This is a genomic window from Streptomyces sp. PA03-3a (assembly GCF_033792735.1).
Taxonomy (GTDB): Bacteria; Actinomycetota; Actinomycetes; order Streptomycetales; family Streptomycetaceae; genus Actinacidiphila.
Map to the genome: position 1 here is coordinate 87009 of NZ_JARAVM010000010.1, position 22427 is coordinate 109435.

Sequence of the window (22427 nt, forward strand, 5' to 3'; positions counted from 1 at the left end):
GACCCCCCGACCCGTCCGGAGCACCACCGCATGCGAAGGCCCGCCCGGGAAGGGACCTTCGAAACACCGGGGCCGACCAATCCGACGGCATGAGCCCGGGTGAGTGGAGGTTGTGATCATGGGCTCTGTCTTGGGGGCCGCCCGCGTTCCCTTGTGTGCCGCCGCCGCGGCGACGCTGATCGTGTTGTGCGGTCCCGCGGCCGTGGCGGACGACGGGCCGGACGACGACTCCAGCGGGACCAGTTTCCAGTTCGGCGGGGGCGGTGGAGGGGGCGGCGGGGACGACGACGGCGGAAGCGGCAATCCCCTCCTGCAGTTCGGCACGAACGGCGACGACGACCGGGACAACGGCCGCCAGAACAGCAACAACGACGATGACGACGACGATGACTCGGGCCGCGACAACGGCCGCCAGAACAGCAACAACGACGATGACGACGACTCCGGCCGCGACAATGACGGCGGCGACGGCTCCGGACGGGACGACGACGGCCGCCAGGACAACGGCTCGGGCAGCGGTCCGGACGACGGCGGCACGGGCGGGGTCGGCGGCGTGGGAGGCGCCGGCGGCGTTGGCGGCGTGGGAGGCACCGGCGGCGTGGGAGGCACCGGCGGCGTGGGAGGCACCGGCGGCGTGGGAGGCACCGGCGGCGTGGGAGGCGTCGGCGGCGTAGGGGGCGTCGGGGGCGTCGGCAGCGGCCCGGTGAGGATCACCCCGGGCACGGCCGGCCCCGGCGCCGACGTCGACGTCCGCACCGACCAGTGCGACCGTGCCAAGACCGGCACCGTCAGCTCCTCCGCGTTCGTCACCCCGGTCACCCTGGCCCCGGCGAGCGACGGCGGGATGTACGCCTCCGCGGTGGTCCGTTCCGGGCTGACCCCGGGCTCCTACCGGGTCTCCATCACCTGTGACGGGAAGTCCCACGAAGGCACGCTCGCGGTCACCGAGGCCGCCTCCGGCTTCCCGTCCGCTCCCGTCCCCGCGGGCGGCGGCGCCATGGCGGCCCATCAGGCCGCCGCGGAGCAGCAGCCCGCGGGCGTACCCGGCGTCGTGGCGGCCGGCGTGCTGGCCGTGGCAGGGGCCGCGGGGCTGGTCGTGCACCGCCGCCGCACCCGGGACTGACCCGGTGCAGGCGCGTACCGTCGCGGCCCTCGCGGCCGCCGTGGTGCTCTCCGCGGCGTGGCTGAACGGATACGTCCACCCCGGCCTGCCGGGCTCCGCGGTCGGCGCCCCCGCGCCGGCCGCGACAGCGGGGGCCGCCGGGCGGCCCGCCCAGGTGTACGCGGCGCACACGCCGCTGCCCCCGGCGCGCCCGCTGCGGATCGACATCCGCTCGGCGGGCATCCACGCCAAGCTGGTGGAGCGCGGGCTCACCGCCGACGGCGCGGTGGACCCGCCGCCGTTCAGCACGCCGGACGTCGCGGGCTGGTACGGGCGCGGTCCCGCCCCCGGGGACGCGGGGGCGGCGCTGATCGTCGGCCACGTCGACACCCGCAGCAAGGCGGCGGTCTTCTACGCCCTGAGCACGGTCACGCAGGGCGACCTGGTGGAGGTCACCCGCTCGGACGGCTCGGTCGCCGAGTTCGCCGTCGAGGGCGTGGAGATCGTCGACAAGACGGGCTTCCGCCCGGACCGGGTGTACGGCTCGGGCGTCCGCCCGGAGCTGCGGCTGATCACCTGCGGCGGCACCTTCGACCACGCCACCCAGTCCTACTCGGCGAACGTCGTGGTGTACGCGGCGCTGACCGGCTCGCACACCCGGGCGTGACCGTTTCGGCCGACGGGGCGTCAGACCCCGAGGTCGCGGATGAGCTTGGCGACGTGCCCGGTGGCCTTGACGTTGTACCAGGCGTGCTCGACCCTGCCCTGCTCGTCGACGACGACGGTGGAGCGGATCACGCCGGTGACGACCTTGCCGTACAGCTTCTTCTCGCCGAAGGCGCCGTACGCGGTCAGCACCGACTTGTCGGGGTCGGCGAGCAGGGTGACCTTCAGGGACTCCTTCTCGCGGAACTTGGCCAGCTTCTCCGGCTTGTCGGGCGAGACCCCGATGACGTCGTAGCCGGCGCCCGCGAGCACGTCGAGGTTGTCGGTGAAGTCGCAGGCCTGCTTGGTGCAGCCGGGCGTGAGGGCGGCCGGGTAGAAGTACACGATGACCTTGCGGCCCGCGTGGCCGGCGAGGGAGACCTCGTTGCCGTCGGCGTCGGAAAGGGTGAAGGCGGGGGCGGTGTCGCCGGGCTGGAGGCGCTCGCTCATGGTGCAGTTCTCCGGTTCGGGGTGCCGACGGGCATCGGCACGGGCGGGCTGACAGACTGTCTGCACGGTACCGGTCGACAAGGATGATGGAGGCGGAGCAGTGTCGGATGGCAGGAGCCCTGCTCAGATCGAGGCGGACATCGCCCTCAAGCGGCAGGCGCTGGCCGCGACGCTGGACGAGATCGCGGTGCGGGTGCATCCCAGCACGATCGCAGCGGACGCCAAGGCGAAGGTCAGCTCGGCGGTGGACCGCACCGCGGGCCGCGCTTACGTGGCGGTGAACCGGGGTGTGACCGAGTTGCGGGGCCACTTCGTGGCGGAGGACGGCGCGCCCCGCGTGGAGCGCATCGTGCCGGTCGCGGTGGCGGCGGTGGCACTGGTCGCGGTGGTGGCCGGGCTCTCGCTGCGCCGGCGCCGCCGGTAACGTCGTACCTGTGAGTTCGAATACGCATGACAAGCTTCCCATCCGCATGCTGCACGACCGCGTGCTGGTGCGCTCCGACGTCCCCGAGGGCGAGCGGCGCTCCGGCGGCGGCATCCTGATCCCCGCCACGGCGGCCGTCGGCAAGCGGCTCGCCTGGGCCGAGGTGGTCGCGGTGGGGCAGAACGTACGGACCGTGGAGGTCGGTGACCGGGTGCTCTTCGACCCGGAGGACCGGGCCGAGGTCGAGGTGCGCGGTACGGCGTACGTACTGATGCGGGAGCGGGACCTGCACGCGGTGGCGGCGGAGCGGCTGCAGGGCTCGGAGGACTCCACCGGCCTGTACCTCTGAATTTGTTATCGTCGGGTCCGTACCCTGACGAGACGCGCCGTACCAGGGCCCATGCAAAGACGACGCACCCCCTGACCCCCCGAGGATCGTGGAGGTGCCCGTCATGGCATGGGTCCTGTTGTGTGCCGCCGGCCTGCTCGAGGTCGGCTGGTCGGTCGGCATGAAGTACACCGACGGCTTCACCCGGCTGTGGCCCAGCGTCGGCACGGGGCTCGGCATCGTGGCCAGCATGCTGCTGCTGTCGTACGCGGCCCGGACGCTGCCGATCGGCACCGCCTACGGGGTGTGGGTCGGGATCGGCGCGGCCGGCGCGGCCGTGCTCGGCATCGTGGTGCTGGGCGAGCCGGCGACCGCCGCCCGGATCTTCTTCATCTGCCTGCTGCTGGTGTCCGTGGTCGGCCTGAAGGCGACCTCGGGGCACTGAGCGGCGCCGCACCGCGTCGCAGCGCAACGCAACGCACCGGGCGCCGCCGGGGAGGTCCCCGGCGGCGCCCGGTGCGGTCCATTGCTACGGGAAGTCGTCCCCGCCGCCGGGGTCGCCGTCCAGGCCGCCGATGGGCAGTCCGCCGTCGTCGGTGCCGCCGTCCTCGCCGGGACTGGTCGGACCGCCGGGCTCGCTCGGCTCCTCGCTGGTGGGCGGTTCCTCCGTGCCCGGCGGCTCGGAGGACGCCGGCGGGGCGGTGATGGTCGGCGGGGCGGTGGTGGTCGGCGGGGCCGTGGTGGTGGGCGGGGCGGTGGTCGGCGGGGCCTGCGCACCCGGCTCCAGCCGCAGCTTGAAGTTCTTCGCCGGCTTCCCCTTCAGCGCGTCGGCCGTGTACTGGGCCCAGATCTGCGTGGGATACCCGCCGCCGTTGACGCGGGCCAGCCCCGTGGTGCCGTACAGCTTCTTCTGCGCGCCGGTCTGGGAGTCCTGGCCCATGACGGCGACGACGGTCGCCAGGTCCGGGGTGTAGCCGGCGAACCAGGCGGCCTTGTCCTCCTCCGCCGTGCCGGTCTTGCCCGCGGCGGGCCGGCCCGCCGCCTGCGCGGCGGTGGCGGTGCCGCCCCGGACCACCGAACGCAGGATCGAGGTCGTGGTGTCGGCGGCCTCGCGGTGCACGGCCTGCGTGGGCCGGCGGGTGGGCAGCTGCACGTCCTGCCCGTTCTTGGTGATCTTCACGACCATGGTGTACGGAACGTACCGGCCGTGGTTGGCGAGCGTCGCGTAGGTCTGCGCCATGTCCAGCGGGCTCGCCGTCATCGTGCCCAGCGCCATCGCCGGGCTGGTCACCAGCTTCACCTTCTCCGGCATGCCCAGCGCCCGCACCGTGTCGTTGACCTTGCCCGGGCCGACGTCCTGCGCCATCTGGGCGTAGACCGAGTTCACGGACTTGTCCATGGCGTTGGTGGCCGTGATCGACCCGTAGGAGACGTCGTCCTCGTTCGCCGGGGCGTAGCCGGTGGGGCCGTCGGGCCCGATCACCTCGCGCTTGTTGCGGCCGTCGTAGACGGTGTACGGGGTGATGCGCCGGCCGCTCTGGGTGGTGGAGTCGTTCTGCACGGCGGAGGCGAAGATGAACGGCTTGAAGGTGGAGCCCACCTGGTAGTCCGAGCGGGTCGCGTTGTTGACGAACTGCTTGGTGAAGTCGACGCCGCCGTACATCGCGACGACCTTGCCCGTGGCCGGGTCGATGGACGCCCCGCCGACCCGCACGTACTTGTCGGCCTTGCGCACCTTCGGCTTGAGCTTGTCCAGCAGCTGCTCCTCGGCCGCCTTGACGAAGGCCTTCTCCTTCTTGCGGTCGATGGTGGTGGTGATGCGGTACCCGCCGGAGCGCAGCGTCTCCTCGTCCAGGATCTTCGCCTCGTACAGGTAGTCCTTGACGGCCTCGAGCAGGTAGCCCCGCTGGCCGGACATCCCGGTGGCGGCCTTGGCCTTGTGCGGCTTCGGGAACTGCAGCCCGGCGCGCTCGCCCTCGCTCAGCCAGCCCTCCTTGACCATGCCGTCCAGCACGTAGTCCCAGCGGGCCTCCGCCTTGGCCTTGTTCTGCGGGTGGGCCACGATGTCGTACTCGCTGGGCGCGTTGAGCAGGGTCGCCAGGTACGCGCCCTCGGCGGCGTCGAGTTCGTCCGCGTCCTTGCCGAAGTAGGCCTGGGCGGCGGCCTGGATACCGTAGGCGTTGCGGCCGTAGTAGCTGGTGTTGAGGTACCCCTCGAGGATCTCCTCCTTGGTCTTCTCGCGGTCCAGCTTGATCGCGATGAAGAACTCCTTGGCCTTGCGGACCGCCGTCTGCTCCTGGTTGAGGTAGTAGTTCTTGACGTACTGCTGGGTGATGGTCGAACCGGACTGCTTGCCCTTGCCGGTGACCGTGTTCCACCCCGCGCGCAGCATCGCCTTCGGGCTGACCGCGGACTCGTGGTAGAAGTTGCGGTCCTCGGCGGCGAGGGTGGCGTGCTGGGCGACCTCGGACACCTGGTCCAGGCCCACGTTCTCGCGGTTGACCGCGCCGTCGCGGACCAGCTGGGTGCCGTCGGAGTACAGGTAGACGTTGCTCTGCGCGACCGCGCCCGCGTTCGCCTTGGGGATGTCGACCAGCTGGTAGCCGATGATGAACGCCCCCGCGCACGCCAGCACGACCAGCAGGAACGCGCCGAGCACCGCACGCCAGCTCGGGATCAGCCTGCGGGCACCGGTGCGCTTCGGCTTCTTGCCGGAGGGCTGGTTCTCCCAGCCGCCGGGGGAAGCGTTGCTGCTGCTCATGTCTGTACTGACTCCTCCGCGGCCGCCGAGGGTTGTGCCGCGGCGGGAACATCTTGGGTCAATCGTGCCGTACGACCCGGCGGACACTTTCCCACCATCAGGACAAAATGGGTCATCGCCGTGCATCCGTGACAAGCCTGTGACAGGCCGAAAGCGTGACGCCCTCCACCCCGCCGGGTGAAAACTCCGTGGCAGACGGCGGTCACCGCGAGTAAGGTCGGGCGCTTGCGCGCGGACGGGCGAACCCGTTCCCCACACCGGAAGGAGGGACCATGCGCCTGTACGCGACCGTGGCGGCGAGCGGCTTCCGGCGCCACGCCACGTACCGGGTGGCCACCGCGGCCGGCGTCTTCACCAACACCGTCTTCGGCTTCATCACCGCATACACCTATATCGCCCTGTGGCACGAACGGCCCCACCTCGGGGGCTACGACCAGTCCATGGCGTTGACGTACGTCTGGATCGGCCAGGCGCTGTTCGCGACGTCCTCCCTCATGGGCGGCGGCTTCCAGGACGAACTGATCGAGCGGGTCCGCAGCGGCGACATCGCCGTCGACCTGCACCGCCCCGCCGACCTGCAGGCCTGGTGGCTCGCCGCCGACCTCGGCCGGGCCGGCTACCAGCTGCTCGCCCGCGGCGCGGTGCCCATGGCCTGCGGCGCCCTCGCCTTCGACCTCGCCCTCCCCGCCTCCCCCGCCACCTGGGCGTTCTTCCTGCTGTCGGTCGCCCTCGGCGTCCTCGTCAGCTTCGCCCTGCGCTACCTCGTCGTCCTCAGCGTCTTCTGGCTCATGGACGGCACCGGGATCGTCGCCGTCTCCGGCCTGTCCACCCTCTTCTTCTCCGGCATGCTGCTTCCCCTCAACGCCTTCCCCGGCGGCCTCTCCTCGATCGCCCTGCTGCTGCCCTGGTCGGCGCTGCTGCAGGTGCCCGCCGACATCCTGCTCGGCCGGCACACCGGCGGCGCCCTCGCCGCCGCCCTGGCCTTCCAGGCCACCTGGGCGGTCCTCCTGCTCGGCGCGGGGCGGCTGCTGCAGTCCGCGGCCACCCGCAAGGTGGTGGTCCAGGGTGGCTGAGGCACTGCGCGCCTACGGGCTGATCGTGTGGATGTGGACCCGCTCGGCCCTGGCGTACCGGGCGTCGTTCGTGATGAGCGCGGCCGTCAACTTCGCCGCCACCGGCCTGGACTTCCTCGCGATCCTGCTGATGTTCTCCCAGGTCGACCGGCTCGGCGGCTTCTCCCTTGCCGAGGTCGCCTTCCTCTACGGCACCGCGGGCACCGCCTTCGGTCTCGCCGACCTCGCCCTGGGCAGCATGGAACGGCTCGGCGGCCGGGTCCGCGACGGCACGCTCGACACCCTCCTGGTACGGCCCGTGCCCGTCCTCGCCCAGGTCGCCGCCGACCGCTTCGCGCTGCGCCGGATCGGCCGGATCGTCCAGGGACTGCTCGTCCTGGGCTGGTCGGTGACCCGTCTGGAACTGCACTGGACCGCCCTGGACCTGGTGCTGCTGCCGATGATGCTGCTCAGCGGCGCCGGGATCTTCGGCGCGGTCTTCGTCGCCGGCGCGGCCTTCCAGTTCTGGGCCGGCGACGCCTCGGAGGTGCAGAACTCCTTCACCTACGGCGGCGCCACCCTGCTGCAGTACCCGCCGTCGGTGTTCGCGAAGGAACTCGTGCGCGGCGTCACCTTCGTGGTGCCCCTCGCCTTCGTCAACTGGCTGCCCGCGCTGCGCATCCTGGGCCGCCAGGACCCCCTGGGCCTGCCCGGCTGGGTGGACTTCACCCCGCCCCTGGTCGCCGTCACCTGCTGCGCCCTGTCCGGCGCCGCCTGGCGGGCGGGCCTTCGTTCGTACCGGAGCACCGGGAGCTGATGCCCGACATGACCGCCCTCATCGAACTCGACCGCGTCGAGAAGGTCTTCGACGTACGCCGCCGCACCGGCCTGCTGCGCAGGGAGCGCCGGCAGGTGCGCGCCGTGGACGGCATCTCCTTCACCGTCCCCGCCGGCCAGGTGGTCGGCTACATCGGGCCCAACGGCGCCGGCAAGTCCACCACCGTCAAGATGCTCACCGGCATCCTCACCCCCAGCGGCGGCCGCCTGCGCGTCGCCGGCATCGACCCCTCCCGCGAACGGACCCGGCTCGCCCGCCGCATCGGCGTCGTCTTCGGCCAGCGCACCACCTTGTGGTGGGACCTGCCGCTGCGCGACTCCTACGAACTCGTGCGCCGCATGTACCGCATCGACGCCGCCCGCTACCGCCGCAACCTCGACCGCTGCGTCGGCCTGCTCGACCTCGCGCCGCTCCTGGACGTCCCCGTACGGCAGCTCTCGCTCGGCCAGCGCATGCGCGGCGACATCGCCGCGGCGCTGCTGCACGACCCCGAGGTGCTCTACCTCGACGAGCCGACCATCGGGCTGGACGTCGTCAGCAAGGCGAAGGTCCGCGCGTTCCTGCGGACCGTCAACACCGAGCAGGGCACCACCGTGCTGCTCACCACCCACGACCTCACCGACATCGAGCAGTTGTGCGGCCGCGTCATGGTCATCGACCACGGCCGCCTGGTGTACGACGGCGGCCTCGACGGGCTGCACGCCGCCGGCGACAGCGAGCGCACCCTCGTCGTCGACTTCGAACGGGAGCTGCCGCCGGTGGAACTGCCGGGCGCGCGCTGCGAACGCGTCGAAGGCCCCCGGCAGTGGATCGCCTTCCCCGCGGCCGCCAGCGCGGCACCGCTGGTCGCCGAACTCGCCGCGCGGCACGGCGTCGTCGACCTGTCGGTACGCGAACCCGCCATCGAGGACGTCATCGCCCGCATGTACGCGGCGAGCAGCGCCGCCCCCGCCTGAGGCCGCCGGCCGCGGGCAGCCCCGGCGGCTGCCGCGGCCACGATCGTCGCGGGCCCGGCAGGCTCGCCTGCCCCTCCACGCGGCGCCCGGGTGCCCCGTGCCGGCAAGGGCGACGGGACGGGCGCCGCGACCTGCGGGGCGCGGGGCCCTTCGGCGGCGGCCGCCCGTCGTCCGGAGGAGCCTCCCCCGGCACCGGGGCGTTCCCGGCCGGAGCCGCCCGGCAGACCGGGGCGGGCCGGGCGGGGTCCCGCGCGGCGGGTCAGCGCAGCGAGGCCAGCGCCGCGCGCACCCGCTCGACCGCGCCCGCCGTGGTCGACGCGTGCGCCGACAGCCGCACGGAGTCCGCCCGCACCGACGGGGTCACCCCGTGCTCGTGCAGCGCCTTGGCGACCTGGGCCGGGTCCACGTCGGGCACCGCGAAGGACACGATGCCCGCCCGCTCGGCACGGGCCACCGGGGACAGCACCTGCCCGCCGGCCGAGCGGACCACGTCGATCAGCTCGTCGACCCGGCGTGCCACATGCCCCTCGATCGCGGCGACCCCGACGCCCTCGACCAGTTCCAGTGCCGCCGCGAAGGCCGCCGCCGTCACCGGGCTCAGATTGGTGATGCTCCAGCGCAGCGCGTCCGGCGCCACCGGGTGCTCGGTGTCGTCGAAGACGGCGACGTCCTCGACCCCGGTCCACCCCGTCAGCGTGGGCTCAAGCCGCTCCAGGGCCCGGTCCGACAGCGCCGCGAAACCGGTCGCCCAGCTGGCCCGCAGCCACTTCTGGCCGCCCGCCACGACCACGTCCGCCGCCTGCCACGGCAGCTCGACGACGCCGAACGCCTGCATCGCGTCCACCACGAGCAGCCGGTCGCCGATCACCTCGCGCAGCGCCGCCAGATCGGCCCGGTAGCCGGTGCGGAAGTCCACGGCGCTGACCGAGACCGCCACCACCTCGTCCGTCAGCGCCCCGCGCACCGCGTCCGGGGTCGGCGCGCCGTCCAGCCAGCGCGGCACCGCCCGGCCCAGGGCGGCCGCACGCCGCCACGGGTAGTGGTTGGCCGGGAAGTCGGCCGACGGCACCAGGACGGCGCCGCCGGGCACGCCGAAGGCGGCGTGGAAGATCCCGGTGGAGGCGTTGGGCAGCAGCGCCACGTGCCCGGTGTCCGTGCCCGCCAGCCGTGCCGCCGCGGCCCGGGCCCGGGGCTCGGCCCGCATCAGGTCGTTGACGGTGGTGTGGTCGGCCTCCGCCGACGCCGCCAGGGCGGCCGCCGTCGCGTCCAGCACGTCCCGCGAGGGCGGACCGTAGCGGGCGAAGTCCAGGTAGCCCTCGGGCTCGCCGAAGTGCTCGGCGTAGCCGGTCAGCCCGCCCGCGTGGTCCGTCATGGGTGTCGCCGTCCGTCCGTACTCGTCACACCTTGGCCGCCGCGCCGCCCTTGAGCAGCGACAACTGCACAGTCTCCGCCATGCGCAGGAAACCGGCGTCACTGGGGTGCAGGTGGTCGCCGGAGTCGTAGGCGGGCAGCAGCGCGGAGGGGCGGTTCGGGTCGCGCAGCGCCCGGTCGAAGTCGATCACCTCGTCGAACACCGTGCCCGCCCGGATCGCGGCGTTCACCTGCTGCCGCACCGCCTCGGTGTGCGCGTTGTATCCGGCGTGGCCCCCGCACGGGGCCAGCGTGGCGCCCAGCACCCGCAGCCCGCGCTCGCGACCGCGCGCCACGATCTCCCGCAGCCCGGAGACGATCTCCCGCGCGCCGGTCCGCTGCGGCGGCCGCAGCACGTCGTTGATGCCCAGCTCCACGACGAGCGTACGGACACCGGTCTGGGACAGCGCGTCACGTTCGAGGCGGCTCAGGCCGCTGGGATTGCCGCCGTTCTCGCCGTCGCGCAGCACCCGGTTGCCGCTGATCCCCTGGTTGAGGACGCCGAGCCGCAGCCCCCGGTCCCCGGAACCGCGCAGCCGCGTCGCCAGACGGTCCGGCCAGCGGTGGTTCGCGCCCGGGGTGGACGTGATGCCGTCGGTGATCGAGTCGCCGAACAGCACCACCGACCCGGCCGCCTGCCGCGTGAAGACGTCCACGCCCGTGACGTAACGCCAGTACGGGGTCCGCGTGGTGTACGCGGCGCCGTCGGTGCGCGCGGCGCGCTCGCCGAACGCCATGAACGAGGTCTGCTGCGCCCGCGGGTGGTACGTCACCGGGCCCGAGACCTGCGGGGTGTACGTCGTCACCAGCAGGTCCGCCGACTGCGGAACGGCCAGGCGCACGGGATCGCTGACGACGCTGCCGCCCGCGGGGATCCGCACCTGCGTCCCCCCGCCGAAGGTCAGCGACCGCATCGTGCCGCGCGCCGCCGCCGGCGACCCCGGGGCCGCCGCGACGGCGACCGTCGCCCGGCCGATCTGCAGCGGGGTGCGGCCGAAGAGGTTGGAGAGGTGGATGCGTGCCGAGGTGCCGCCGACACTGGTGTGCACCACGTTGCGGATCGACCACCCCGCGTAGCCGTCCGGCACGTTCGGCTCGCCGCCCACCGGGGACGTCGACCAGGTGCCCACCCACGAACCGGACGCCGCGGGCGCCGCCTGGTTGGGTACGCCGGGCATTCCGGCCGCCGCGAGGGGCCCGCCGGAGCGGCCGGAGGCGTCGGTACGGCCGGCGGTGACGAGGATCGCGGCGGAGATGACCGCGGCCAGCGCGACAATTCCGGCGAGCAGTGCATAACCCGTCGATCTGGCCATGCGGTGCTTCACTCCTGGGATCAAAGGGCGGGAAACCGGCGCGATCCGCTGCCGCCATGATCCCATGGAGGCGTCGGGCCTGCCCGTCTGCATTGTCGGACGCCGGGAACTCGTTGTTCGTTCCACTCGAAGAGTGTGGTGTGGACGATACGCGGAAGGAGTGGATGCGGCGGATGAAAACGGCTCCGGTGACCGGATCGGACCAAGACCCGACTCCGGCGTTCTCGTACAGCCCCGCCGACGAGGGCCGGCGGCGCGGCGTACGACGTATGAAGGTGATCGCCACCGGCCTGCTGCTGGTGGCCACCGCGGTCTACGCGCTGGCCAGATGGGCCGAGTCGGCGGGGGCCGGCGCGTGGTCCGGCTATGTCGCGGCGGCCGCCGAGGCGGGCATGGTCGGCGCGCTCGCCGACTGGTTCGCGGTGACCGCGCTCTTCCGCAGGCCCCTCGGCCTGCCCATCCCGCACACCGCGATCATCCCCACGAAGAAGGACGCGCTCGGCCGCACCCTCGGCGACTTCGTCGGCGAGAACTTCCTGTCCCCGCAGGTCGTCCGCACCCGGCTGCGCAAGGTCGGCATCGCCCGGCGCCTCGGCACCTGGCTGGAACACCCCGAGCACGCCGACCGCGTCACCGAACAGGGCGCCGCGGCGCTGCGCGGCGCCCTGACCGTGCTGCGCGACTCGGACGTCCAGGCGGTGGTCGGCGAGGCCATCACCCGGCGCGCCGACGCCCAGGAGATCGCCCCCGGCATTGGGAAGATGCTGGAGCGCGTCGTCGCCGACGGCGGGCACCGGCGGGTGGTCGACCTGGTCTGCATCCGCGCCCACGACTGGCTGGTCGAGCACTCCGACTCGGTGATGCACGCCGTCCAGGGCGGCGCTCCCGGCTGGACCCCGCGCTTCGTGGACCGCCGGGTCGGCGAACGCGTCTACAAGGAACTCGTGCGCTTCACCGCGGAGATGCGGGACATGCCGGAGCACCCCGCCCGCGAGGCGATCGACCGCTTCCTGGCCGACTTCGCCGACGAGCTGCAGTCCGACCCCGACACCCGGGCCCGCGTCGAGCGGCTCAAGAAGGACCTGATCGCCCGCAACGAGGTCCAGGATCTCATCGAGTCCGCGTGGGGATCGGTCCGCGGCATGATCGTCGCCGCGGCCGAGGACGAGCGCAGCGAACTGCGGCTGCGCGCCCGGGCCTCACTGCTGTCCCTGGGCGCGCGGATGACGGAGGACCCCCGGTTGACCGCCAAGATCGACGGCTGGCTGGAGGACGCCGCCGTCTACGTGGTCTCCACCTACCGGGACGAGATCACCGCGCTGATCACCGACACCATCGCCGGCTGGGACCCGGAGCAGACCACCCGCAAGATCGAGGCCAACGTCGGACGCGACCTGCAGTTCATCCGGATCAACGGCACCGTCGTCGGCGCCCTGGCGGGTCTGGTCATCTACTCCGTGTCCCGGCTCTTCGCGGGGTAGCGGGGCCGCGGCGCGATGCGGGCGGGGTCGGGGCCCGGGGATCTGACGCTGCGCCATCTACCGTGCCGGCATGCCCGCCCCCACCCCGCCCCGCCGCGCCGGCATGGACGCGCGCGCCGTGGGGCGTCGGCGAAGCCGCCCTCACCCTCGGCGCCGTCCTGCTGCTGCTCGTCGCCCATCAGCTGCGGTGGACCGACCTGAGGGCACACGCCGCCGCCACGGACCGCGTGACCACCCTGGAACGCCGATGGGGCCGCCCCGGCACCCACGCCACCCCCACCCCAGAGACATCGGACCAATCCTCGGGTCGGCAACCGCGCCGCCCCCGACGACCACACCCGCACCACCGGCCGCACACGCACCGGCACCGGCACCGGCACCCCGCGGCCCTCCCGCCGTCCTCCGCATCCCCCGCATCGGCGTCACCGCCCCCCATCGCCGAGGGCATCAGCCGCGCCAAGGTCCTCGACCACGGATACGCCGGCCACTATCCGCACACCACCCAGCCCGGACAACCCGGCGACTTCGCCCTCGCCGGCCACCGCAACACCCACGGCGAACCCTTCCGCCGCATCGACGCCTCCGCCCCGGCGACACCCTCGTCGTCGAAACCGCCACCACGCGCTACACCTACGTCGTCCGGCCGACCATCCCCCGCACCACCGCCGCCGGCGGCACCGTCATCGCCCCCGTCCCCCACAGCACCGTCCACCCCCGCCGCCACATGACCGGCCGCGGCCACTACATCCCCTCGCCACCTGCACCCCGAACTCACCTCCACCCACCGCCTCGTCGTCCGGGGCGGACTCGCCGCCGCGGAACCACGCTGACCCCCCGTACGTCATCCCCAGCGGAACGAACGAAAGGAGCAGCCCGAGTGATCCGCAGCACCGCACGCAGCACCGCCGCTGCCGCACGCCTGCACGGCAGCGCGCTCCTGCTCCTGCTCACCGGCCTCCTGCTCACCCACACCGGGCTCACCGCCACCGTCGCCGCCGCCGCGACCACCGCCGCCGTCGCCCTCCTGCTCGGCAGCGCCCTCCGCCTCGCGGCCACCGCAGCCCCCGTACCCCGCGGACGCGTCCGCACCGCGCTGCGCGACCGCGAACACCGCACCGCCTTCCTCCCCCAGCGCGACCCCGACGCCTCCGGCCGCCCACGCCCCAGGGCCCCCGGCCGCCCCCTCCCGACGGCCGCCTAGGGGCAACACCACCGCCACCGCACCACGGCACCCGCTGCCCCACCGCGCCCCGTCACGCCGCGCCCATTCCGACCGGCACGACGACACCCGCGGAGGGTCCCACCCCCATGTCCGTGTTCACGCACGCCCTGCTCGGCCTCACCCACGCCCTCACCCCCCTCACCGGACACGCCGCGGCACCCGCCGCCGCGATCGTCCTCGTCACCCTCCTCGTACGCCTCGCCCTCCACCCCCTCGCCCGCGCCGCCGCCCGCGGCGAGAAGGCCCGCGCCGCCCTCGCCCCACGCGTCGCCGAACTGCGCCGCAAGCACGCGCACGACCCCCGGGAACTCCAGCGCGCCCTCACCGCCCTCCACACCCGGGAAGACTCCTCCCCCTTCGCCGGCATCCTGCCGACCCTCCTGCAACTCCCCGCCTTCTTCGTGCTCTACCACGCCTCCTCCACCGCCCGGATCGCCGCCACCGAGGGCGGTGCCCTGCACGCCGCCGTCCTCGTCGCGGTCGCCGCCGTCGCCTGCTGGACCTACCGCCGCGCCCGCAAGGCCGCCCCCGACGCCGAAGGCCTCGCCAAGCACCTCCCGCTGCTCTCCTTCGGCACCCTCGTCACCGCCGCGCTCGTCCCCCCGGCCGCCGGGCTCTACATCGCCACCTCCACCGCCTGGACCGCCGCCGAACGCGCCTGGCTCCACCGTCCACACCATGGCCAAGGGGTTGCGGACGCCACCCCCGCCGCTGGAGGATCAACCAAGACCTCCGATGACCGCCCCCATCGGACATGACCCCCCACACGGCCAAGGCCCTGACCACCGCCACCCCCGACCACACCCGGAGAGTCTTGTGAAGCTGCTGCGAGTCGGCCCCGCCGGAGCCGAACGCCCGGCCCTGCTCGACCAGGACGGCACCCTGCGCGACCTGTCCGCCCTCACCCCCGACATCGACGGCCCCCTGCTCGCCGACACGGACGCCCTCACCCGCATCCGCACCGCGGCCGCCGACGGCACCCTCCCCGCCCTCGACCCCGCGGACCTGCGCGTCGGCCCCCCGCTCGGCCGCATCGGCAAGATCGTCTGCATCGGCCTCAACTACCACGACCACGCCCGCGAGACCGGCGCCGCCGTCCCCGACGAGCCCATCCTGTTCATGAAGGCCCCCGACACCGTCGTCGGCCCCGACGACACCGTCCTCGTCCCCCGCGGCAGCCTCAAGACCGACTGGGAGGTCGAACTCGCCGTCGTCATCGGCCGCGAACTGCGCTACGCCGCCGACGACGCGGAGGCCCTCGCCGCCGTGGCAGGCTACGCCGTCTCCCACGACGTGTCCGAACGCGCCTTCCAGATCGAGCGCGGCGGCCAGTGGGACAAGGGCAAGAACTGCGAGACCTTCAATCCCCTCGGCCCCTGGTTGGTCACCGCCGACGAGATCCCCGACCCCCAGGCGCTGGGCCTGCGGCTGTGGGTCAACGGCGACCTCAAGCAGGACGGCACCACGGCCGAGCAGATCTTCCCGGTCGCCGAAGTCGTCCGCTACGTCAGCCAGTTCATGACCCTCTACCCCGGCGACGTCATCAACACCGGCACCCCGGCCGGCGTCGCCCTCGGCCGCCCCGAGCCCAAGCCCTACCTCCGGGCCGGTGACGTCGTCGAGCTCGAGATCGACGGCCTCGGGCACCAGCGCCAGGCCCTCAAGGACGCGTAGCCTCCCCCACCCACACCGAAGGGCGCCCGGCACGACACGCCGGGCGCCCTTCGCCGTATCCCGGTCGGCGTAACCGTCGTACAAGCGGGTCGTTAAAACGTGCGAAAGTGCAACACATAATCGCATGGAGGGATATCAATGCCCGCAAGCCCCTACACCCGTGAGCTGCTGGCCGAAGCGGCGGCGTCGTCACGGACGCTGTCCGAGATGCTGAGAAGACTGGGCGTGGACCCCAGAAGCCCGACGCGCGGTTACCTGCGGGAGCGGATGAGACGCATGGGCGTGGACACCTCGCACTTCGAGCGGGAAGGCGGTCGCTGGACACGTGAGCTCCTCGCCGAAGCAGTCGCCGCATCGGCCAACATGTACGAAGTGCTGCACCGTCTGGGAGTGGAGGTCGTAGGGGGCCAGCACACCCACATCAGCCGGCGCATTCGCGGATTCGGCATCGACACCTCGCATTTCGTCACCAGACCGCGTGGGCCGGGTCGGCGGTCACACGACGAGATCCTGGTCCGGCAGGAAGCGGCCACGGCCCGGCGTGTGCACAGTGACCGGCTCAAGCGGGCGATGCTGGCCCGGGGCCTCGCCGAGCGCTGCGCCCTCTGCGGAACCGAGCCCATGTGGTGCGGTCGGCCACTGCCCCTGGAGGTCGATCACCTGGACGGCAACTGGCGGGACAACCGCCTGGCCAATCTCCGCCTGCTCTGTCCCAACTGCCATGCGACGACGGACACCTACCGGGGCCGGGGCAAACGGCGCGACCGGCGCGTGGTCCGGTGAACGTCGGGGCCCCGTACACGCGCGAACTGCTCGAGTCGGCTGCCGCACGATGCCGCTCCATGAAGGAGGTCGTGGCGTTCCTCGGCAGGACCCCGTACGGAAAGCTGCACCGCTACCTGGAGAAGCGATTTGCGGACTTCGGCATCGACATCTCCCATTTCGGCACGCCCACTTCCGGCAGAGGCCGCAAGCGCCCCCGCCCCACGCCCGAGGAGCTCCGCGCGGCGGCAGTGGCACATTCCATCTCCGTGGCCGAAACCCTCCGCCGGCTCGGCAGGCCCGACAACACCCGAACACGCGCCATGCTGCGCACATGGCTGGCCGCGGACGGACTGGACACCGACCACTTCCTCGGGCAGGCGCACGGAAACAAGAACGGCCCCAACGCCAGGAAGCCCGCGTCCGCCATCCTGGTCGCCCGCACCGACGGCTACCGCACCAAAGCCGTGCTGCTGCGAAGGGCCCTCGCGGACATCGGCACGCCCTCCCGGTGCGCGCAATGCGGCACCGGTGAAAGCTGGCTCGGCAGACCGATGACCTTGGAAGTGGATCACATCAACGGCGACCGGCTGGACGACCGGGCCGAGAACCTGCGTCTGCTGTGCCCGAACTGCCATGCCGTCACCGACACATGGTGCCGAGGGGGCCGACGCACTACGAGCCCGTAAACCGTATGCGATCCCGCAGCCGCCACCCGTTACCATGGGTGGCGGCTAGCGGCGGTGGCGCAGAGGCGACGCAGCAGACTTAGGATCTGTGGCCCTTGATCGGGCTTGAGGGTTCGAATCCCTTCCGCCGCACCATTCGTGGCCTGCGAATCCAAGAAATGGATACGCAGGCCACGTCTGTGGACACTCACCCCACCAGTTCCCGCACCACCGGCACCAGCGCCCGGAAGGCCTGGCCGCGGTGGCTGATGGCGTTCTTCTCCTCCGCGGTGAGTTCGGCGCAGGTCCGGGACTCCCCCAGCGGCTGGAGGATCGGGTCGTAGCCGAAGCCGTTCGTGCCGTGCGGTTCGAAGCGCAGCGTGCCCAGGAGGCGGCCCTCGACGACGCGTTCGGTGCCGTCGGGGAGGGCGAGGGCGGCGGCGCACATGAAGTGGGCGGCGCGGTGCGGGGTGTCGATGTCGGAGAGCTGGGCGAGGAGGAGTTCGAGGTTGGCGCGGTCGTCGCCGTGCTTGCCGGCCCAGCGGGCGGAGAAGATGCCGGGGGCGCCGCCGAGGACGTCGACGCAGAGGCCGGAGTCGTCTGCGACGGCGGGGAGGCCGGTGGCCTGGGCGAGGGCGTGGGCCTTGAGGAGGGCGTTCTCGGCGAAGGTGACTCCGGTCTCGCGGACGTCGGGGATTTCGGGGTAGGCGTCGGCGCCGACGAGCTCCACGCCGAGTCCGGCGTCGGCCAGGATGGCGTGGAGTTCGGCGACCTTGTGGGCGTTGCGGGTGGCGAGGACCAGGCGGGTGTGCGGCATGGTCCGATTATCCCGTCAGCCGGGGGTGCAGACCTTGGAGAGTTCGGATGCGGCGTCTGCGACGGGGGTGATGTCGGGGACGTCGCCGTTCTCGGCGGCCTTCTGTGCGTTCTCGACGGCCTGCTGGAGGTTGTCGACGGCGGTGTTGACGTCGGCGTTGCCGGTCTTGTCGCCGAGGTCGGCGAGGTGGTCGGCGATCTGGTCGAGGGCGTTGGCGGCGTCCTGTGGGCTGTTGCCGGCGTTGCTGACGGCGTTCTGCAGGTTCTGGACGTCGGTGGCGACCTGGGCTGCGACGTTGGCGCAGTCGAGGGCTTTGTCGACGGCGTCGACGGCGCTGCAGCCGATGAGGGCGGTGGTGCCGAGGGCGGCCGCGATGGCGAGCGCCGCGAGACGGCGGGTGCGTGGGTGCATACCTTTACTTACGCACCACGCCGTCCTGAAGTTGCGCTTTGCAGACCTTTTCTTTGTCAGCCCTTGGTGATCTGTTCGAGTTCGACGAGGGCGGCGCGCTGAAGTGCGTCGAGTTCGGCGCAGCCGGCGACGGCGAGGTCGAGGAGGTTGTTGAGTTCCTTGCGGTCGAAGGGCTGACCCTCGGCGGTGCCCTGGACCTCGACGAAGCGGCCGTCGCCGGTGCAGACGACGTTCATGTCGGTCTCCGCGCGGACGTCCTCCTCGTAGCAGAGGTCGAGCATGGGGATGCCGTCGATGATGCCGACGCTGACGGCGCTGACGGTGTCGCTGAGGGGCTGGGCCTTGGCACGGACGAGTTTGCGGCCGTGCATCCAGGTGACGGCGTCGGCGAGGGCGACGTAGGCGCCGGTGATGGCGGCGGTGCGGGTGCCGCCGTCGGCCTGGAGGACGTCGCAGTCGAGGACGACGGTGTTCTCGCCGAGCGCCTTGTAGTCGATGACGGCGCGCAGGGAGCGGCCGATAAGGCGGCTGATCTCGTGGGTGCGGCCGCCGATCTTGCCGCGGACGGACTCGCGGTCGCCGCGGGTGTTGGTGGAGCGGGGCAGCATGGCGTACTCGGCGGTGACCCAGCCTTCGCCGCTGCCCTTGCGCCAGCGGGGGACGCCCTCGGTGACGGAGGCGGTGCAGAGGACTTTGGTGTCGCCGAAGGAGACGAGGACGGATCCCTCGGCGTGCTTGCTCCAGCCGCGCTGGATGGTGACGGGGCGGAGCTCTTCGGGGGTGCGGCCGTCGATACGAGACATGGCATCGAGCCTAGTCGTAGCGCGGCCCGGGGCCCGTGCCGGTCCGGGAACGGGCCCCTTGCGGGTGAGGTGGGGGTGGTCCGGCGGTCAGTGCCGGGTCACATCATGTCCTCGATGTCGGCGGCGATGGGGTCGGCGTCGGTGCCGATGACGACCTGGATGGCGGTGCCCATCTTGACGACGCCGTGGGCTCCGGCGGCCTTGAGCGCGGCCTCGTCGACGAGCGAGGCGTCCTTGACCTCGGTGCGGAGACGGGTGATGCAGCCCTCGACCTCTTCGATGTTGTCGAGCCCGCCGAGCCCGGCGACGATCTTCTCTGCCTTGCTGGCCATCTGTACTCCTGGTTGGTCTCGGCCGTTCGGTCCGATTTCACACCGTAATGCAGTGGTGGACCGGTTTTGCGGGGATGCATGAGTGTCCCAGCCGCGCCGCAACTGGTCTACACCACATTACCTGCCGGGAGGTGCTCCCATGGGTTCGGACGCTGCCGCGGCCGCCCCGCGTCCGAGCCGGACGCGGGGTTCCGTGCTGTTCCAGGGGCTGCAGAAGATGGGGCGCAGTCTGCAGTTGCCGATCGCGGTGCTGCCGGCGGCGGGCATCTTGAACCGGCTGGGCCAGGACGACGTCTTCGGCCCCCAGGGCCTGGGCTGGAACGCGGTGGCCGATGTCTTCGACGGCGCGGGCGGCGCCCTGCTGGACGGTTCGCTGGGGCTGCCGCTGCTGTTCGCGGTGGGTGTCGCGATCGGCATGGCGAAGAAGGCCGACGGCTCGACGGCGCTGGCCGCGGTCGCGGGTTTCCTCGTCTACTACGGGGTGCTGCACCAGTTCCCGCAGGACTGCCCGAAGGGGACGGTCTTCCTGGCGACGAGCACCATCAGCGGGGCCTGCATCCCGCCGGGGACGCCGGCGCAGGCGGCGCCCGCGGCGTACCAGAACCCGGGGGTGTTCGGCGGGATCGTGATCGGGCTGCTGACCGCCTTCTTCTGGCAGCGCTACCACCGCACGAAGCTGGTGGACTGGCTGGGCTTCTTCAACGGGCGCCGGCTCGTGCCGATCGTCATGGCGTTCGTCGCGATCGTCTTCGCGGTGATGTGCGTGTTCGTCTGGCCGCCGATCGGCGCCGGGCTCACGGCGTTCAGCCAGTGGCTCACGGACCTGGGCTCGTACGGGGCGGGGATCTTCGGGGTGGCGAACCGGGCGCTGCTGACGGTGGGGCTGCACCAGTTCCTCAATGTCTTCGTGTGGTTCCAGTTCGGCAGTTTCACCAAGCCGGACGGGACGGTGGTGCACGGGGACATCAACCGCTTCCTGCAGGGTGACCCGACGGCCGGGCAGTTCACCTCGGGGTTCTTCCCGATCATGATGTTCGCCCTGCCGGCCGCGGCCCTGGCGATCACGCACTGCGCGCGTCCGTCCCGCCGCAAGGAGGTCGGGGGGCTGATGCTGTCGGTGGCGCTGACCTCGTTCGTGACGGGCATCACCGAGCCGATCGAGTACTCGTTCCTCTTCATCGCGCCGGCGCTGTACGCGATCCACGCGGTGCTGACCGGGGTTTCCATGGCGGTGACGTGGGGCCTGGGCGTGCACGACGGGTTCACGTTCTCGGCGGGGCTGATCGACTACGTCATCAACTGGAACCTTGCGACGAAGCCGTGGCTGATCGTCCCGATCGGGCTGGTCTTCGCGGCGGTGTACTACGCGCTGTTCCGCTTCGTGATCACCAGGTTCGACCTGGCGACGCCGGGGCGTGAGCCGGAGGAGGTCGCGGAGGGGATGGAACGGGACAACGTCAAGGCGTAGCCGGGGGGCCACGCTCGGGATTGTGGTCTAGACCACACCGGAGGAAGCTTTCCTTGACGCGTTGCTTACATGTTAATACTGGTCTACACCACTCGGTGGTTTAGACCAGGAGGACCCCCCATGACAACCGCCACCGCATCGGCGGCCCCCGCAGCGAAGAAGCGGGGCTCCGGCCTTTTCCAGGGCCTGCAGAAGGTCGGCCGCAGCCTGCAGCTGCCGATCGCCGTCCTGCCCGCGGCGGGCCTCATGGTCCGGCTGGGCCAGCCCGACGTATTCGGCGCGGAGGGCCTCGGCTGGGACAAGGTCGCGTCCGTCTTCGACAAGGCGGGCGGTGCCCTCACCGGCGCGCTGCCGCTGCTCTTCTGCGTGGGCGTGGCCATCGGCTTCGCCAAGAAGGCCGACGGCTCGACGGCACTGGCGGCCGTCGTCGGATTCCTGGTCTACAGCAAGGTGCTGGAAGCCTTCCCGGTCACCGAGGCCAAGGTCCAGGCCGGCGCGGACATAGCAGCGACGTACAACAATCCCGGCGTCCTCGGCGGCATCATCATGGGCCTGCTGTCCGCCGTCCTGTGGCAGCGGTACCACCGCACCAAACTGGTCGACTGGCTCGGCTTCTTCAACGGCCGCCGCCTGGTGCCGATCATCATGGCGTTCGTCGGCATCATCGTCGGCGTCTTCTTCGGCCTGGTCTGGGAGCCAATCGGCGACGGCATCGGCAACTTCGGCGAGTGGATGACGAGCCTCGGCGCGACCGGCGCCGGTCTGTTCGGACTGGTCAACCGCGCTCTGATCCCGATCGGCATGCACCAGTTCGTCAACACCGTCGCGTGGTTCCAGCTGGGCGACTTCACCGACGCCGCCGGCCAGGTCGCGCACGGCGACTACGGCAGGTTCCTCGCGGGCGACCCCAGCGCGGGCATGTACATGTCCGGCTTCTTCCCGATCATGATGTTCGCCCTCCCGGCGGCCGCCCTCGCGATCGCGCACTCCGCCCGCCCCGAGCGCCGCAAGGCGGTGCTGGGCATGATGACCTCGCTCGCGCTGACCTCCTTCGTCACGGGTGTCACCGAGCCCATCGAGTTCTCGTTCATGTTCGTCGCGCCACTGCTGTACGTGGTGCACGCCGTCCTGACGGCCGTCTCCCTCGCCGTCACCTGGGCGCTGGGTGTGCACGCGGGCTTCAACTTCTCGGCGGGTCTGATCGACTACGCCCTCTACTGGAAGCTCGACACGAAACCCTGGCTGATCATCCCCATCGGCCTGGTGTTCGCGGCGATCTACTACGTGGTCTTCCGCTTCGCGATCACCAGGTTCAACCTCCCCACCCCGGGCCGCGAGTCCGATGAGGAGATCGAGGACCTCATCAAGGCGTAGCGCCGGGCGGAGCACACGTCGAAGCCCCCGGAACCGTCTGGTTCCGGGGGCTTCGTGCTGCTCGGGGAGGGCGTGG

25 protein-coding genes and 1 tRNA gene are annotated in these 22427 nt (G+C 72.0%); 18 read left to right on the forward strand and 8 right to left on the reverse strand.

Annotated features, from left to right (window positions below):
* The first annotated feature begins 118 nt into the window (after window positions 1–118).
* Both PV342_RS14660 and PV342_RS14665 read left to right on the forward strand, forming a co-directional pair.
* Window positions 119–1123: a hypothetical protein gene (locus tag PV342_RS14660; RefSeq protein ID WP_500317382.1), complete on the forward strand. Its 1005-nt coding sequence runs from the start codon at window positions 119–121 to the stop codon at window positions 1121–1123.
* Window positions 1124–1127: 4 nt separating this feature from the next.
* Window positions 1128–1769, forward strand: coding sequence for a class F sortase (locus tag PV342_RS14665; protein ID WP_400805494.1), 642 nt, complete (start codon window positions 1128–1130; stop codon window positions 1767–1769).
* Between the two features lie 20 nt (window positions 1770–1789).
* Here PV342_RS14665 and bcp read toward each other — a convergent pair whose 3' ends face one another.
* Entirely contained in the window at window positions 1790–2257 is a 468-nt protein-coding gene (bcp, locus tag PV342_RS14670) for a thioredoxin-dependent thiol peroxidase (protein WP_500317384.1), read from the reverse strand.
* Between the two features lie 100 nt (window positions 2258–2357).
* On the opposite strand from bcp, the gene PV342_RS14675 reads away from it, so the two are divergent.
* From PV342_RS14675 to PV342_RS14685, 3 genes are all read left to right on the forward strand, one after another.
* Window positions 2358–2681: a DUF3618 domain-containing protein gene (locus tag PV342_RS14675; RefSeq protein ID WP_018564005.1), complete on the forward strand. Its 324-nt coding sequence runs from the start codon at window positions 2358–2360 to the stop codon at window positions 2679–2681.
* 10 nt (window positions 2682–2691) lie between these two features.
* Complete coding sequence (locus PV342_RS14680; RefSeq protein ID WP_026251892.1) at window positions 2692–3030, forward strand: GroES family chaperonin; 339 nt, start codon at window positions 2692–2694, stop codon at window positions 3028–3030.
* Window positions 3031–3133: 103 nt separating this feature from the next.
* Window positions 3134–3454: a DMT family transporter gene (locus PV342_RS14685; protein ID WP_361002094.1), complete on the forward strand. Its 321-nt coding sequence runs from the start codon at window positions 3134–3136 to the stop codon at window positions 3452–3454.
* Between the two features lie 84 nt (window positions 3455–3538).
* On the opposite strand, the gene PV342_RS14690 is transcribed toward PV342_RS14685, so the two are convergent.
* Window positions 3539–5770 carry a transglycosylase domain-containing protein gene (locus PV342_RS14690; RefSeq protein ID WP_400805498.1) on the reverse strand — a complete coding sequence of 744 codons (2232 nt, stop codon included), beginning with the start codon at window positions 5768–5770 and terminating at the stop codon, window positions 3539–3541.
* A 272-nt stretch (window positions 5771–6042) separates the two neighbouring features.
* Here PV342_RS14690 and PV342_RS14695 point away from each other — a divergent pair, with 272 nt between their 5' ends.
* The 3 genes from PV342_RS14695 to PV342_RS14705 are packed head-to-tail and all read left to right on the forward strand — an operon-like array spanning window position 6043 to window position 8616.
* Complete coding sequence (locus PV342_RS14695; protein WP_018564009.1) at window positions 6043–6843, forward strand: ABC transporter permease; 801 nt, start codon at window positions 6043–6045, stop codon at window positions 6841–6843.
* Window positions 6836–7639 carry an ABC transporter permease gene (locus tag PV342_RS14700; RefSeq protein ID WP_500317385.1) on the forward strand — a complete coding sequence of 268 codons (804 nt, stop codon included), beginning with the start codon at window positions 6836–6838 and terminating at the stop codon, window positions 7637–7639. The genes PV342_RS14695 and PV342_RS14700 overlap by 8 nt, the downstream gene beginning before the upstream one ends.
* Window positions 7639–8616, forward strand: a complete 978-nt coding sequence (locus PV342_RS14705; protein WP_386990879.1) for an ABC transporter ATP-binding protein — start codon at window positions 7639–7641, stop codon at window positions 8614–8616. The genes PV342_RS14700 and PV342_RS14705 overlap by 1 nt, the downstream gene beginning before the upstream one ends.
* Window positions 8617–8875: 259 nt before the next feature.
* Here the strand turns inward: PV342_RS14705 and PV342_RS14710 are convergent, their stop codons facing one another.
* Window positions 8876–9988 carry an aminotransferase class V-fold PLP-dependent enzyme gene (locus PV342_RS14710; protein ID WP_391578426.1) on the reverse strand — a complete coding sequence of 371 codons (1113 nt, stop codon included), beginning with the start codon at window positions 9986–9988 and terminating at the stop codon, window positions 8876–8878.
* A gap of 25 nt (window positions 9989–10013) precedes the next feature.
* Window positions 10014–11339 (reverse strand): SGNH/GDSL hydrolase family protein, encoded by a 1326-nt coding sequence (locus tag PV342_RS14715; protein ID WP_400805504.1) that lies wholly within the window; start codon window positions 11337–11339, stop codon window positions 10014–10016.
* Window positions 11340–11512: 173 nt separating this feature from the next.
* On the opposite strand from PV342_RS14715, the gene PV342_RS14720 reads away from it, so the two are divergent.
* The 8 genes from PV342_RS14720 (at window position 11513) to PV342_RS14755 (ending at window position 17302) form a co-directional block, all read left to right on the forward strand.
* Entirely contained in the window at window positions 11513–12820 is a 1308-nt protein-coding gene (locus PV342_RS14720) for a DUF445 domain-containing protein (RefSeq protein ID WP_500317388.1), read from the forward strand.
* A 227-nt stretch (window positions 12821–13047) separates the two neighbouring features.
* Entirely contained in the window at window positions 13048–13548 is a 501-nt protein-coding gene (locus PV342_RS14725; protein ID WP_500317465.1) for a sortase domain-containing protein, read from the forward strand.
* Window positions 13549–13697: 149 nt separating this feature from the next.
* Window positions 13698–14021: a DUF6412 domain-containing protein gene (locus PV342_RS14730; RefSeq protein WP_386990867.1), complete on the forward strand. Its 324-nt coding sequence runs from the start codon at window positions 13698–13700 to the stop codon at window positions 14019–14021.
* A 107-nt stretch (window positions 14022–14128) separates the two neighbouring features.
* On the forward strand, window positions 14129–14800 hold the full coding sequence (locus PV342_RS14735) for a YidC/Oxa1 family membrane protein insertase (RefSeq protein WP_500317390.1): 672 nt from the start codon (window positions 14129–14131) through the stop codon (window positions 14798–14800).
* Window positions 14801–14858: 58 nt separating this feature from the next.
* A complete protein-coding gene (locus tag PV342_RS14740) occupies window positions 14859–15716 on the forward strand; it encodes a fumarylacetoacetate hydrolase family protein (RefSeq protein WP_400805508.1) in 858 nt (285 codons plus the stop codon).
* A gap of 138 nt (window positions 15717–15854) precedes the next feature.
* Entirely contained in the window at window positions 15855–16499 is a 645-nt protein-coding gene (locus PV342_RS14745; protein WP_400805510.1) for an HNH endonuclease signature motif containing protein, read from the forward strand.
* On the forward strand, window positions 16496–17167 hold the full coding sequence (locus tag PV342_RS14750) for an HNH endonuclease signature motif containing protein (RefSeq protein WP_500317393.1): 672 nt from the start codon (window positions 16496–16498) through the stop codon (window positions 17165–17167). The genes PV342_RS14745 and PV342_RS14750 overlap by 4 nt, the downstream gene beginning before the upstream one ends.
* Before the next feature lie 48 nt (window positions 17168–17215).
* Window positions 17216–17302 (forward strand) — tRNA-Leu (locus tag PV342_RS14755).
* A 52-nt stretch (window positions 17303–17354) separates the two neighbouring features.
* Here PV342_RS14755 and rdgB read toward each other — a convergent pair.
* From rdgB to PV342_RS14775, 4 genes are all read right to left on the reverse strand, one after another.
* A complete protein-coding gene (gene rdgB / locus PV342_RS14760) occupies window positions 17355–17963 on the reverse strand; it encodes an RdgB/HAM1 family non-canonical purine NTP pyrophosphatase (RefSeq protein WP_361798530.1) in 609 nt (202 codons plus the stop codon).
* 15 nt (window positions 17964–17978) lie between these two features.
* Window positions 17979–18374 carry a hypothetical protein gene (locus tag PV342_RS14765; RefSeq protein WP_018564024.1) on the reverse strand — a complete coding sequence of 132 codons (396 nt, stop codon included), beginning with the start codon at window positions 18372–18374 and terminating at the stop codon, window positions 17979–17981.
* A 56-nt stretch (window positions 18375–18430) separates the two neighbouring features.
* Entirely contained in the window at window positions 18431–19177 is a 747-nt protein-coding gene (gene rph, locus PV342_RS14770) for a ribonuclease PH (protein ID WP_386990854.1), read from the reverse strand.
* A 98-nt stretch (window positions 19178–19275) separates the two neighbouring features.
* Window positions 19276–19509: a PTS sugar transporter subunit IIB gene (locus PV342_RS14775; protein WP_018564026.1), complete on the reverse strand. Its 234-nt coding sequence runs from the start codon at window positions 19507–19509 to the stop codon at window positions 19276–19278.
* Window positions 19510–19648: 139 nt separating this feature from the next.
* Between PV342_RS14775 and PV342_RS14780 the strand changes: the two genes are divergently transcribed.
* Together PV342_RS14780 and PV342_RS14785 are read left to right on the forward strand one after the other, a co-directional pair.
* Window positions 19649–20977: a PTS transporter subunit EIIC gene (locus tag PV342_RS14780; RefSeq protein ID WP_400805515.1), complete on the forward strand. Its 1329-nt coding sequence runs from the start codon at window positions 19649–19651 to the stop codon at window positions 20975–20977.
* Window positions 20978–21097: 120 nt separating this feature from the next.
* Window positions 21098–22351, forward strand: coding sequence for a PTS transporter subunit EIIC (locus PV342_RS14785; protein ID WP_500317397.1), 1254 nt, complete (start codon window positions 21098–21100; stop codon window positions 22349–22351).
* Window positions 22352–22427: the final 76 nt, after the last annotated feature.